The following is a 13,059-nucleotide window of genomic DNA, read 5'->3' as shown; positions in this document are numbered from 1 at the left end:
AACTCCCGTTTTATCGCGGCGGCGTGGCTACCGCCCTGTGTTACTCAATTGTCTGTTACGATGGTGGCTCGGCCGCCGCCGGTCAAGATTTCTGCGAAGCCGCCCTTTTCATGGATCGAGAACACGATGATCGGAATGCTGTTTTCGCGCGCCAGCGCCACGGCAGCAACATCCATGACAGCCAAGCCTCGCTCCAGAACTTCGCTGTGCGTCAAGCGGTCGAAACGCGTCGCGGTCGGATCTTTCTTCGGGTCGGCGGTGTAGATGCCGTCGACCTGCGTTCCCTTGAAGATCGCCTCCGCGCCCATTTCGGCTGCACGCAGCGCAGCCGCACTATCGGTGGTAAAGAACGGATTGCCGGTACCGCCGGCAAAGATCACCACGCGGCCGAGCGAGAGATGATAAAGCGTCGCGCGCTGCGAAAAGCTTTCGCAGATTTCCGGCATGGCAATTGCCGAGAGCACCACGGTGTCGATGTCGAGTTTGCGCAGGGACGTCGCCAGAGCCAACGCGTTGATCACCGTTGCCAGCATGCCCATGTGGTCGCCGGTTACCCGGTCGCCGCCCTTGGATGCCACGGCGACCCCGCGAAAAATGTTGCCACCGCCGACCACCACGCCGACTTCCACTCCCATGGCGCGCGCTTGGGCAATGTCCGAGGCGATCCGGTCGGCAACCGCGACATCGATGCCGAAGCCCTGGTTCCCCATGAGCGCTTCGCCCGAAGCTTTTAGCAGCACGCGTTTGAAGAGAGGTTCGGCCGACATCGTCACTCCTGTCCAAGAAGGCACACCTATGCGAAATGGTGTGTAAAACTGATCTTTCATCCCCGCGCGGCCAATATCACCTCTATCATTTTCCGAGGGAGCCTGCGTCAAGCGGATGATGATGCCGGATACACGAAGGGCATCGCGTTGTCACGCGATGCCCCCCGGTTTTCCCAATCAGGATGAAGAAATCAACCCTTGGCGACGGCTGCCACTTCAGCGGCGAAGTCGCTTTCTTCCTTCTCGACGCCTTCGCCCAGAAGAAGACGGGCCATGCCGACAACTTCGATCGGTGCGCCGACAGCCTTTTCAGCTTCCTTGACGGCAGCTTCAACGGTCAGGTCCGGGTTCATGACGAAAGCCTGCGAGAGAAGAGCAACTTCCTCGAAGAACTTGCGCATGCGGCCTTCAACCATCTTTTCGATGATATTGTCCGGCTTGCCGGAAGCGCGGGACTGCTCGATGAAGATCGAGCGCTCGCGGTCGGCAACGACCGGATCAACCTCGGTCGAACGGATGGCCAGCGGGTTGGTGGCGGCGATGTGCATGGCAACCTGGCGGCCGATGGCGTTCAGCGCGTCCTTGTCGCCGGTCGACTTCAGCGCGACGAGAACGCCGAGCTTGCCGAGGCCGTCCGCAACGGAGTTGTGAACGTAAGTGGCAACGACACCGTCTTCGACCGACAGCAAAGCGGAACGGCGCAGCGCCATGTTCTCGCCGATCGTGGCGATCGCATCGGTGATGCTTTCAGCAACGGACTTGCCGGTCGCCGGGTAGTTGGCGGCGGAAATCGCTTCAACCGAGCCATTGGTGCCGAGAGCGACGCCGGCAACTCCGCGAACCAGGTCCTGGAAGGCATCGTTGCGGGCAACGAAGTCGGTTTCCGAGTTGAGTTCGATGACGACGGCCTTGTTGCCGCTGCTGGCAACGCCGATCAAGCCTTCGGCAGCTGCACGGCCGGACTTCTTGTCGGCCTTGGCAATGCCCTTGGCGCGCAGCCAGTCGATCGCGGCTTCCATGTCGCCATTGGTTTCGCCGAGTGCCTTCTTGCAATCCATCATGCCTGCGCCGGTCTTTTCGCGCAGTTCCTTCACCATTGCTGCAGTAATGCTCATCTTTTTTGCCTCTTCGTTTGTTCGGCTGGTCCGCAAGCCAGAATGCCGGCGCGATACCAGGAGGATGTGGCAGGGCATGACCCCTGAATGTGACATCGTGATGAAAGCTTCATCCCGATGATGCGCATCATGAAAGCCAGTGTCCTTGGCCGATGCAAAAGAACAAGGCCGTTCACTTCTTCAGTCGTAAACGGCCTTGCCCTGATTTTATCTAGAGGAGCGGCGGGAAGGTCCCGCCGTCCGGCCCGATCAGGCTTCGGCGGCTTCTTCGAGAGCCGGCTCGATCGGCAGTTCGGCAGAGGCGCCGAGGTCGCGACCGGACGAGCTCTGCTGACGGGCGATACCGTCAAGGGCAGCGCGGGAGATCAGATCGCAATAGAGCGAGATCGCACGCGAAGCGTCGTCGTTGCCGGGGATCGGGTAATCGATCTGGTCCGGGTCGCAGTTGGAATCGATGATCGCGACGACCGGGATGCCAAGGCGCTTGGCTTCATCGATGGCGATCGATTCCTTGTTGGTGTCGATGATGAACATCAGGTCCGGCACGCCGCCCATGTCGCGGATACCGCCGAGGGCGCGGTTCAGCTTTTCGCGTTCGCGCTCAAGGTTCAGACGCTCCTTCTTGGTGAAGCCGGAGGCTTCGGAAGCGAGGATTTCGTCGAGCTTGCGCAGGCGCTGGATCGAGTTCGAAATCGTCTTCCAGTTGGTCATCATGCCGCCGAGCCAGCGCGCGTTGACGTAGTACTGGGCCGAACGCTTGGCAGCGTCAGCGATGATTTCGGACGCCTGGCGCTTGGTGCCGACGAACAGAACGCGGCCACCCTTGGCAACCGTGTCGCTGACGACCTGCAGGGCGCGCGACAGCATCGGCACGGTCTGTGCGAGGTCGATGATGTGAACGTTCGAGCGATCGCCGAAGATGTACGGCTTCATTTTCGGGTTCCAGCGATGAGTCTGGTGACCGAAGTGAACACCAGCTTCCAGAAGCTGGCGCATGCTGAAATCAGGCAATGCCATGCCTTTTTCTCCTTTTCCGGTTGAACCTCCGCAAGGCAAACAGCACCTTCTTCGAAGGCGCCACCGGGTGGAACTGGCCGGATTTCTCCCGGACGGTCCCAAACCTTACGTGTGGAATGCGGTGCCCATATCCCCTGTTGCCCGATAAATCAAGGGCGAAGACATAAAATTAGTACGGCGCGGCCTCTACTTGCAGTCGCCCTGCTTGAAGACTTCGAGATCAGCGAGCTTGCCGGTCAGCACGAAGTCGCCGTAGTCCATCGTCAGATCGCGGGTGATGCCGTTTTCGTAGAGCTTGAACTCCATGCGGTAGATCGGCAGCGCGTCACCGGTCATGTCGTCGTTGAAATAGGAGATGGTCACCGGCCAGTAGGGCTTGGAAGCCATGGCGCCGGCTTTGCCGGCGTCGCCGTCATCGGCAACCGGGTTTCGCTGTTTGCCCACCATCGTCGTGGTAATCAGCGCCTTGTCGCCCGAGTCGGAACCGTCGAAGATGCGGGATTCGAACAGGGTATCCCCCTTCTTTGCCCGATCGATGACCTCCAGCATGTGCTCGGTCGGAAACAGGCTCTGGGCGAGATCGACCTGACGCTTGTCCGGCGAAGTCAGATCGACCTTCACGCCTTGCTCGGCCTCGTGGGCGGAGCCGCGCACTTCCTTGTCCAGCTTCTCGTCGGTGAACGAACGCGTCAGGAAACGGAAATTGCCGTTCTTCAGGTCCTCGTATGTCGTCGTTTGCTGGTCCGTCAGCCTCACTTCCTCGCCGGTATCGACCTTGGTGACGAAACGGAAACTGACGGTATATCCCTCGCAGGCGGAGCCGTTGAATTCATAGACCATCCGCCCGTACATGCCGGAAATGCCGGAGCGCTCGGATGCGTCTTTGAGTTCCAGATCATACACGGCACGGTGGGGCACCAGGATATTGGCGGAAGCCGCAGAAGCGCCGCCGACCGTCACGCCTGAGAAACACGCCCATGCCAGAATGGCGGAGGCAAAGCCTGAACGAAACATCCGTTTCCTCCTGTTGGACTCGCTGCCAATGCTATAAGAACACATCCGGCGAAAGCGAGGCATAGATGATCGCGAAGCGGTATTTTATCACTTCGTGAATCACGCCTTGCATGCAGCATTTGGTGACAAAACACAACGGAGTTATCCATGTCCGCAGAAATCGAAGCACGCATCAAGGAGCTGGGAATCACCCTGCCGCAAGCCGCAGCTCCGGCCGCAAACTATGTCCCCTTCGTCATCAGCGGATCGCATCTATATATCTCCGGCCAACTGCCGATGGAGAACGGCAAGGTTGCCATAACCGGACATCTGGGCGACGGTGTCGACGTCGCGACAGGCCAGCGTGCAGCCGAACTCTGCGCCATCAATATCCTCGCCCAGGCCAAGGCCGCACTTGGCGGCGATCTCTCGCGCATCCGCCGCATCGTCAAGCTCAACGGCTTCATCGCCTCCACCACGACATTTATCGAACAGCATCTGGTCATGAACGGGGCATCCAACCTGATCGCAAAGGTTCTCGGCGATTCCGGGATTCACGCCCGCGCAGCCGTCGGCATGGCCGCCCTGCCCTTCAATGCCGCCGTCGAGATCGATGCCGTCATCGAAATCGCATAACGGAATCCCGTCCCATGAAAGACCTCTCCTGGCTGACCGCGCAACCGATCGCGCACCGCGGCTATCACGACATGAACCATGCCATCTGGGAAAACACGCTGTCTGCCTTTTCCCGGGCGGTGGAACATGGCTTCGCCATTGAATGCGACCTGCAATATAGCGCAGACAGCGTGCCCGTGATCTTCCACGATGACGACATGCAGCGGCTTTGCGGCATCAAGGGCGACATCCGAGAAAAGACCGCCGGTGAACTTGCACTCGTCGCGATCGGCGGCACCGCCGACAAGGTGCCGACGCTCGGCCAACTTCTACGGCTTGTGAAAGGGCGCGTGCCGCTGATCCTCGAACTCAAGGGCCGCAAGGGCGACGACGAGGGCTTTGCCGACGCGGTGCTCGAAACGCTGGAAGGCTACCAGGGCCATGTTGCCCTGATGAGCTTCGACCACTGGCTGCTCAAGGACCTGAAGGCGCTTGATCCACCCTATCCTCTGGGGCTGACGGCCGGTGGCAACCAGCCGGAGTCCTTCTTCATTCACGAAGAAGCGATGCAGCTTGGTCTTGATTTCATTTCCTATTTCTATGGGGATTTGCCAAATTCGTTCATCACCAAGGAACGCGCCCTTGGAAGACCGGTTCTGACCTGGACCGTGAGGGATCAGGCTGGCGCGGATCACACGTTCAATCATGCGGACCAGATGACGTTCGAAGGATTTGATCCAAAGGAAAGGCTCACCGCTTAGAGAATGACAGGCGAAGTGAAAATCCGCATCGAAACCTCCTTTCAGGATATTTCGAAGGAAAGCTGGGACGGATTGTCCGGGACCGCCAAAGGACAGAACGGCGGTGTCTACAATCCGTTCGTTTCGCACGCCTATCTCTCGTCGCTGGAGGAATCCGGCTCGGCCACCGCGGATACCGGCTGGCTTGGCCAGCACCTGTTGATGGAGGCCAGCGACGGAAGCCTTGCAGGCGGTCTCGTCTGCTATCTGAAAAACCACAGTCAGGGCGAATATGTCTTCGATCATGGCTGGGCCGATGCGCTCGAGCGGGCCGGCGGACGCTACTATCCGAAATTGCAATGCGCGGTCCCTTTCACTCCGGCGACCGGACCGCGGCTCTTGAGTGCGACAAGCGCCAATGCGGGCGTGGTTCGCGAGTCACTCGCTTCCGGGTTGCAGGAACTGGCGCGCCGCCACAAGGTGTCATCGGCACACGTGACCTTCGTGCCGCAAGAGGAAATGCCGACATTCGAAAACGCCGGTTTCCTGCACCGGACCGACCAGCAGTTTCATTTCCTCAATGACGGCTACACATCCCACAACGATTTCCTGGAAACACTCGCGTCCCGCAAACGCAAGGCGCTCAAGAAGGAGCGCCGGACGGCGGTTGAGCACGGCATCAGCATCGATTGGCTGACCGGCAGGGATCTGACGGAAAGCATATGGGACCAGTTCTTCGCTTTCTACATGGATACCGGTAGCCGCAAATGGGGCCGTCCGTATCTTACCCGCAAATTCTATTCGCTGATCGGCGAGCGGATGGCGGACGACATCCTGCTGGTCATGGCCAAGCGCAACGGCCGCTATATTGCCGGCGCGATCAATTTCATCGGCAGCGACGCACTTTACGGCCGCCATTGGGGGGCCATCGAAAACCATCCCTTCCTGCATTTTGAGGTCTGTTATCACCAGGCGATCGATTTTGCGATTTCCAGAGGACTGAAGCGCGTAGAGGCCGGCGCGCAGGGTGAACACAAGCTGGCGCGTGGGTATCTTCCGGTGACCACCCATTCGGCACATTTCATCGCCCATCCCGGATTGAAACGCGCTGTCGCGGATTATCTCGACCGCGAGCGGCGGGAAGTCGAGCAGATCGGCGGTATTCTTGCCGATCACAGCCCGTTCCGCAAAGGCGAGCGGCCGGACCTGGACGACTGATCACGGCAACCATTTGAAGACACATCGTGGAAGGAAGAGGCAGATGAACAGCGGCGCCTACGAAAGCGACAATATTTTTGCCAGGATCCTGCGCGGCGAGATCCCCGCGCAGAAAGTCTATGAAGACAACAGCACGCTTGCCATCATGGATGTCATGCCACAGGCTGAAGGCCACGTCCTGGTCATCCCGAAAGCAGCATCGCGCAACATTCTCGACGCCGATCCTGCAACACTCGGCCCGTTGATTGCGGTTGTCCAGAAAATCGCCATTGCGGCGCAGGAAGCGTTCGATGCCGACGGCGTGACGATCATGCAGTTCAATGAGGCGCCGGCAGGCCAATCGGTGTTCCACCTGCATTTCCACGTCATTCCCCGTCGCGAGGGCGTGCCGTTGCGGTCGCATTCCGGCAAGATGGAAGACGGGTCGGTTCTTGCGGCAAATGCCGAAAAAATCAGGCAGGCGCTTGCCGGCTGAGGCTGCTCAGAATCCGAGCGCGTACAAGCCCACGGCCAGGACACCGATGGCCGTGGCGATACCGATCGCGGGCTTCTGGCGCGCGGCAAAAAAGGCCACCGCGCCCGCGACAACAGATCCGAGGCGAAGCCAGAGCGGCGATTGTTCCAGCACCCCGGTCGGGTAGAGAACGAGCTTGGCGATGACCGCGGCTACCAGAGCGGTTGCAACCGCCCTCACCCAGTTCAAAGCTTCCGAATCCTCCCGCAGCCGGTTGCCCGCCAGCACCCCCAGCCAGCGCCAGATATCCGTCGCAAGCCAGCCAGCGATCGCGATAAAGACATAGGCCCACCAGCCTTCAAGCACTGTCATGCGCGCGCCTCCTTGCGTTGGCGCCAGCTACGCTCGGCGAGCCACGCGACCGTTCCGCCGCCGACGCCGGCCAGCAGGATGTCGAACTCCGGCGCGACCCAGTAGAATACCGGACCGGCGACGAGGCCGACAGCGAGCGCCACGTAAATTACCGGGTGACGCGCCGAACTCCAGATCGACGCGAGAAAATAGACGGGCGTCAGGAAGAACAGGCAGCCGGCGACAATCGGCGGAAACTCAGTCACGAACTGGTAGACGACCGCCACGAGTGTCATGTTGGCCAGCACGAGCGTTATGCCGAACCCGGCGAAAAAGACGATGCGCCGCTCCCGCGGCACCGATTGCACCCGCTCCATTGCAAACACCCATGCGGTGATCGCCACGAAATGGGAGAGTAACAGCAGCAGCCAGGTCGGAGTCCGCTGCGTGCGGATTTCGGGCACGAGGGCCGCCACCATCGGCATCAGCCGGATGGAGGACAGGGTCACCGCGATAAAGGCCGTCAGGACATTGGCACCACCGAGGATCGAGCTGACGAGGATGACCTTGGCGGGCAGTGCCCAAACGGCGCCGACCATGAATACCACCTGCTCTACCGGGATACCGGCCTGCGCGGTGAAGGCGCAAAAGCCGACGAAGGACAGCATCAGGATGGTCGCCGGCAGGCTGAATATGCCCATCATGCCGGCCAGGAACCAATGCCGCGCAGAGCCGGCCGTCTCGCCATGTTTCATCAGAGCATCCGCTGGTTCATGCCACAAAAAAACAGTGCCGGACCATTCCGCCCGGCACTGTGTCTGTATGTTGCAGCCGCTTACTTCTTGCGCGGCACCTTCGGCACCGTGCGTCCCTTGCGGGGCGCTGCCGGGGGAATGGCACTGCCGGGCTCATCAGTCTTGGCAGTTGCCTTCGCAGCCTTCTTCGGCTTGGCGTTACCTTCCGGATCAGCGCCGACGATTTCCATTTCCTTCGGCTTTGCCGCCTTGGCTGATTTCCGTACCGGCGCGACGACCTCGGCCTTCGGCTTGATCCGCGCCGTTTCCGGCACGGCGTCGAGGATCAGACCCTTGGTGCCATCGGCCTTGATACCGACGGTCACCTTGACGACACCGCCCTTCTTCAGCTTGCCGAAGAGGATTTCGTCGGCCAGCGGCTTCTTGACACTTTCCTGGATGACGCGCGCCAGCGGCCGTGCGCCCATCTTCTCGTCGTAGCCCTTGTCGGCGAGCCAGGCGATCGCATCCGGATGCAGGTCGAAGGTCACGTTGCGCTCGGCAAGCTGCGTTTCAAGCTGCATGACGAACTTCTGCACCACCTGGTGGATGACGGGCGTCGGCAGCGAGCCGAACGGGATCACCGCATCGAGACGGTTGCGGAATTCGGGCGTGAACAGCCGGTTCAGCGCCTCGACGTCGTCGCCTTCGCGCTTCGAGGAACCGAAGCCGATCGCGGCCTTGGCCATGTCGGACGCGCCGGCATTCGTCGTCATGATCAGGATGACGTTACGGAAGTCTATCTTCTTGCCGTTGTGATCCGTCAGCGAGCCATGGTCCATGACCTGCAGCAGGATGTTGAACAGATCCGGATGGGCCTTCTCGATCTCATCGAGCAGCAACACCGAATGCGGATGCTGGTCGATGCTATCGGTCAAGAGACCGCCCTGGTCGAAGCCGACATAGCCGGGAGGCGCGCCAAGCAGGCGCGAGACCGTATGGCGCTCCATATATTCCGACATGTCGAAACGAATGAGTTCCACCCCGAGCGAGACCGCGAGCTGTTTGGCAACTTCCGTCTTGCCGACACCTGTCGGACCGGAGAAGACATAGGAGCCGATCGGCTTGTTCGGTTCGCGAAGGCCGGCACGCGCCAGCTTGATCGCCGAAGCCAGGGCCTCGATCGCCAGATCCTGACCGTAGACGACCGACCGCAGTTCCTTTTCCAGGTTGGCGAGCACGGTCTCGTCGTCCTTGGAAACGGTCTTCGGCGGAATGCGGGCCATTGTCGCGATCGTCGCTTCGATCTCCTTCTCGGTAATCAGTTTGCGCCGCTTGTTCTGCGGCAGCAACATCTGCGCGGCGCCGGTCTCGTCGATCACGTCGATTGCCTTGTCCGGCAGCTTGCGGTCATTGATGTAGCGGGCCGAAAGCTCGACGGCAGACTTGATCGCCTCGTTCGAGTATTTCAGCTTGTGATAATCCTCGAAATAGGGCTTCAGGCCCTTCATGATCTCGATCGTATCGGGGATCGTCGGTTCGTTGACGTCGATCTTCTGGAAGCGGCGGACGAGTGCCCGGTCCTTCTCGAAGAACTGGCGATATTCCTTGTAGGTGGTCGAGCCAATGCAGCGGATCGACCCGGAGGACAGAGCCGGCTTCAACAGGTTGGAGGCGTCCATGGCGCCGCCCGAGGTCGCCCCGGCGCCGATCACGGTGTGAATCTCGTCGATGAACAGGACAGCACCCGGATAGTCTTCCAGTTCCTTGACGACCTGTTTCAAGCGTTCTTCGAAGTCGCCGCGATACCGCGTTCCAGCCAACAGCGTGCCCATGTCGAGAGAGAAGATCGTTGCGTCCTGCAACGCTTCGGGCACCTTCTTCTCGACAATGCGCTTGGCGAGGCCTTCGGCAATCGCCGTCTTGCCGACGCCGGGGTCGCCGACGTAGAGCGGGTTGTTCTTCGAACGGCGGCACAAGATCTGGATGGTGCGATTGACCTCCGAGTGGCGGCCGATCAGCGGATCGATCTTGCCACCCTTGGCCTTCTCGTTGAGGTTAATACAATAGGCGGTCAGCGCATCCTGCTGCTTCTTCGGTCCGGCTTCGTCCTGCTCGCGCGAAGGCTTTTGCTCGGATTCCGGCTCGTCGGCGCCGCGGGGGGTACGTGTCTCCGACGATCCTGGTCGCTTGCCGATGCCGTGCGAGATGAAATTGACCGCGTCGTAACGGGTCATCTCCTGCTCCTGCAGGAAATAGGCGGCATGGCTCTCACGTTCGGCGAAGATGGCAACAAGAACGTTTGCCCCCGTCACCTCTTCTCGACCCGACGATTGAACGTGGATGACTGCGCGCTGGATAACCCGTTGAAAGCCCGCCGTCGGCTTGGAATCCTCGTCATAACCTGTAACCAGATTGCCGAGTTCGTTGTCGACATAGTCTGAGACGGTCTTGCGAAGGCTGTCGAGATTGACATTGCATGCCCCCATGACCGCCGACGCGTCGGCATCGTCGATCAGCGCCAGCAGCAGATGCTCCAGCGTGGCATATTCGTGATGGCGCTCATTGGCCAGCGTCAGAGCCTGGTGCAGCGCCTTTTCAAGGCTGGTCGAAAATGTTGGCACGTCAGTTCCTCATTTCTTTTCCATGACGCATTGCAGCGGATGCTGATGCTGGCGGGCGAAATCCATCACTTGCGTCACTTTGGTTTCGGCAACTTCGTAGGTGAATACACCGCATTCACCCACGCCGTGGTTGTGCACGTGCAGCATGATCAGTGTTGCCGCTTCGCGATCCTTCTGGAAAAACCGCTCCAGTATGTGAATCACGAATTCCATTGGCGTGTAGTCGTCATTCAAAAGCAGTACGCGGTACAGGCTCGGCTTCTTGGTCTTCGGCTTTGTCCGAGTGATGACAGACGTGCCGCGGTTGGCATTGCCCCCATCCCCGTCGCTGTCTTTTTGCATCCAGACCGGCATGGCGATCATTCTACTTCATTCCCTTGTCCGGCCGCAAATGCTTGGGAGGTATTCACGGCCTTTTCGTGAAACATAATCTAGTGGCTCTTTTCCGGATTTTAAGGCTGTTCTCCTGCACTGCAATCATATTTGCGTCACAGAGCCAAAGATTGACCAACTTTCTTGCCCCGCCGGCCGCCCCACCTGATGCGGGCAACAAAAAACCGGCCGCGCGACGCGCAGCCGGTTTTTCAAGAACTGATGTGGAGGCGTGGATCGCTATGTTACGCTGCGGCAGCGGTCGTGGACTTGACGGCAGCCGTCGCCTTGGCTATCGGGGCTTCGTAGGGCTTGTAGGCATCCTTGGCGAGGTCGGCATACATTTCGCCGATCTTCGAGGCCTCAGCCACATAGCTTTCATAGACCGATTTCAAGTAGTTGGTCTGCAGTTCGAAAGCAGCGTCGACGCTCTTGACGGAGGTGATCTTTTCAAGGTGCGCAACGCCGTCCTCAAAACTCTTCTTCGAATAGTCGGCGGCTTCGGTGGCGATCGCCTGGAAGGCCTTGGTCAGCGTGGCATAGCTCTTCAACAACGTGTCAATCGTTTCTTTGCTTTTCTTGTTTGCATCTTCGAAATTGAACATCGGGCTGCTCCTCTTTTTGACGCTCACGACAACTGCAATCTATGTGCGCTGCACAATAAAGTCAATGTATACGTGCAGCGCAATAAAATACTGTCATTGCAACAGCTTGATGAAAAACGGCGGAAGTGGAGCGGTTTTTTCCAAAAAAATAAATGAATAATATGATTTATGAAAAAACCCGGCCTGAAATCAGAGCCGGGTTAGAAATAATCGACTCAACTGGAGCGAGCGTTCAGAGGTCGATGTCGAGAATGGCCATCGAGAAATTGTAGGACAGTTCCCCATCTTCCTCATCACGGAAGACAACGCCCAGAAACTCATCGCCGAGGTAGACTTCGGCGGACTCGTCCTTCTTCGGACGCGCCTTGATGACCATCGACTGGTTGAAAGTGCGCTTGAAATAGGCTTCGAGTTTTCTGATTTCTTCGGGCTTCAAGTCTTTTCTCCATGGCGGGTTTGATTTGCGCCGCTTCTTGCACGGCGCCTCGAGCGGTGTAAACCCCTTGGCTCGGCCGCCAGCCGACAAATCGCTGCAAATCAGATCTCGAACGAAACCAGCAACTGGTCCATGGAACGCGACGGCTCGGAGCAGCCCGCCTCGCCCACGACCCGCGCCGGGACGCCGGCCACCGTGGTTTTCGGCGGGACTTCCTTGAGCACGACCGACCCGGCAGCCACGCGTGAGCAATTGCCGATGTGGATGTTACCCAAAATCTTCGCCCCGGCACCGATCAGCACGCCATTGCCGATCTTCGGATGACGGTCGCTGCCCTCTTTGCCGGTGCCGCCGAGCGTCACGCCATGCAGGATGGAGACATTGTCGCCGATCACCGCGGTTTCTCCGACGACGAGCCCCGTTGCGTGATCAAGGAATATGCCCTTGCCGACGCGTGCTGCCGGATTGATATCGGTCTGGAATACGGAGGAAGAGCGGCTCTGCAGGTAGAGGGCAAAATCGCGGCGGCCACGGTTCAGCAGCCAATGCGCCAGCCGATGGGTCTGGATCGCATGGAACCCCTTGAAATAGAGGATTGCCTCCAGGAACCGCGTGCAGGCCGGGTCGCGGTCGTAGACCGCCTGGATATCGACGCGCAGGATCGTCCCCCATTCCGGCCAGTCTTCCAGCATTTCCGCGAAGGTCTGGCGCAGCAGGTTGGCCTGCAGGTCGGGGTGATCGAGCCGCTCGCATATGCGATAGATGACGCTATCTTCCAGCGAACGCTGATTGATGATGGTCGAGTAGAGAAACGCCGCAAGCAAGGGATCCTGCTGGGCGGCGGCGCGCGCCTCCTCCTGCAGGGCATCCCAGATCGGGTCCATGATCTTCACGGTCTCGGTCGGGCGTATGTCAGTTCTGGCGACCATCGCCGCTCTCCTTCGTAGTCCGTCGTCAGATGATGATATAGGCCAAATCGGCCAGGATATAAATGCCTGTCCGAAAATGAGCGTTAAAA

General features: G+C 59.4%; 15 protein-coding genes. 4 read left to right on the top strand and 11 right to left on the bottom strand.

Annotated features, from left to right (window positions below):
- Positions 1-44: 44 nt before the first annotated feature.
- The 4 genes from pyrH to JNB71_RS00775 form a co-directional block, all read right to left on the bottom strand.
- A complete protein-coding gene (gene pyrH, locus JNB71_RS00790) occupies positions 45-767 on the bottom strand; it encodes a UMP kinase (protein ID WP_018325205.1) in 723 nt (240 codons plus the stop codon).
- 191 nt (positions 768-958) lie between these two features.
- Positions 959-1,882 (bottom strand): translation elongation factor Ts, encoded by a 924-nt coding sequence (gene tsf, locus JNB71_RS00785; protein WP_220369971.1) that lies wholly within the window; start codon positions 1,880-1,882, stop codon positions 959-961.
- Positions 1,883-2,131: 249 nt separating this feature from the next.
- Positions 2,132-2,899, bottom strand: a complete 768-nt coding sequence (gene rpsB / locus JNB71_RS00780; protein WP_220369970.1) for a 30S ribosomal protein S2 — start codon at positions 2,897-2,899, stop codon at positions 2,132-2,134.
- 186 nt (positions 2,900-3,085) lie between these two features.
- Positions 3,086-3,913 (bottom strand): cell envelope integrity EipB family protein, encoded by an 828-nt coding sequence (locus JNB71_RS00775; protein WP_220369969.1) that lies wholly within the window; start codon positions 3,911-3,913, stop codon positions 3,086-3,088.
- Between the two features lie 147 nt (positions 3,914-4,060).
- On the opposite strand from JNB71_RS00775, the gene JNB71_RS00770 reads away from it, so the two are divergent.
- The 4 genes from JNB71_RS00770 to JNB71_RS00755 are packed head-to-tail and all read left to right on the top strand — an operon-like array spanning position 4,061 to position 6,940.
- Positions 4,061-4,528, top strand: a complete 468-nt coding sequence (locus tag JNB71_RS00770) for a RidA family protein (RefSeq protein ID WP_220369968.1) — start codon at positions 4,061-4,063, stop codon at positions 4,526-4,528.
- Positions 4,529-4,542: 14 nt separating this feature from the next.
- A complete protein-coding gene (locus tag JNB71_RS00765) occupies positions 4,543-5,268 on the top strand; it encodes a glycerophosphodiester phosphodiesterase (RefSeq protein ID WP_220369967.1) in 726 nt (241 codons plus the stop codon).
- Between the two features lie 3 nt (positions 5,269-5,271).
- On the top strand, positions 5,272-6,465 hold the full coding sequence (locus tag JNB71_RS00760; RefSeq protein ID WP_220369966.1) for a GNAT family N-acetyltransferase: 1,194 nt from the start codon (positions 5,272-5,274) through the stop codon (positions 6,463-6,465).
- Between the two features lie 43 nt (positions 6,466-6,508).
- Positions 6,509-6,940 carry an HIT family protein gene (locus JNB71_RS00755; RefSeq protein ID WP_220369965.1) on the top strand — a complete coding sequence of 144 codons (432 nt, stop codon included), beginning with the start codon at positions 6,509-6,511 and terminating at the stop codon, positions 6,938-6,940.
- Positions 6,941-6,946: 6 nt separating this feature from the next.
- Here JNB71_RS00755 and JNB71_RS00750 read toward each other — a convergent pair whose 3' ends face one another.
- The 7 genes from JNB71_RS00750 to cysE form a co-directional block, all read right to left on the bottom strand.
- The gene (locus JNB71_RS00750) at positions 6,947-7,291 is read right to left on the bottom strand and encodes an AzlD domain-containing protein (protein WP_220369964.1); all 345 of its coding nucleotides are present in this window, start codon (positions 7,289-7,291) and stop codon (positions 6,947-6,949) included.
- Positions 7,288-8,025, bottom strand: a complete 738-nt coding sequence (locus JNB71_RS00745; RefSeq protein WP_220369963.1) for an AzlC family ABC transporter permease — start codon at positions 8,023-8,025, stop codon at positions 7,288-7,290. The genes JNB71_RS00750 and JNB71_RS00745 overlap by 4 nt, the downstream gene beginning before the upstream one ends.
- An 80-nt stretch (positions 8,026-8,105) precedes the next feature.
- Positions 8,106-10,628: an ATP-dependent Clp protease ATP-binding subunit ClpA gene (gene clpA, locus JNB71_RS00740; protein ID WP_220369962.1), complete on the bottom strand. Its 2,523-nt coding sequence runs from the start codon at positions 10,626-10,628 to the stop codon at positions 8,106-8,108.
- Positions 10,629-10,637: 9 nt separating this feature from the next.
- Positions 10,638-10,991: an ATP-dependent Clp protease adapter ClpS gene (gene clpS, locus JNB71_RS00735; RefSeq protein ID WP_018325194.1), complete on the bottom strand. Its 354-nt coding sequence runs from the start codon at positions 10,989-10,991 to the stop codon at positions 10,638-10,640.
- 254 nt (positions 10,992-11,245) lie between these two features.
- Positions 11,246-11,605, bottom strand: a complete 360-nt coding sequence (locus JNB71_RS00730) for a phasin family protein (RefSeq protein WP_220369961.1) — start codon at positions 11,603-11,605, stop codon at positions 11,246-11,248.
- Positions 11,606-11,837: 232 nt separating this feature from the next.
- Positions 11,838-12,041 carry a DUF3126 family protein gene (locus tag JNB71_RS00725; RefSeq protein WP_018325192.1) on the bottom strand — a complete coding sequence of 68 codons (204 nt, stop codon included), beginning with the start codon at positions 12,039-12,041 and terminating at the stop codon, positions 11,838-11,840.
- A 101-nt stretch (positions 12,042-12,142) separates the two neighbouring features.
- Positions 12,143-12,970 (bottom strand): serine O-acetyltransferase, encoded by an 828-nt coding sequence (cysE, locus tag JNB71_RS00720; RefSeq protein ID WP_220369960.1) that lies wholly within the window; start codon positions 12,968-12,970, stop codon positions 12,143-12,145.
- Between the last annotated feature and the right edge of the window lie 89 nt (positions 12,971-13,059).

The organism is Rhizobium herbae (assembly GCF_019511375.1).
Classification (GTDB): Bacteria; Pseudomonadota; Alphaproteobacteria; order Rhizobiales; family Rhizobiaceae; genus Pararhizobium; species Pararhizobium herbae_A.
Note: the sequence above shows the minus strand (reverse complement) of the source record. Positions and strands in the feature narration are given on the sequence as shown.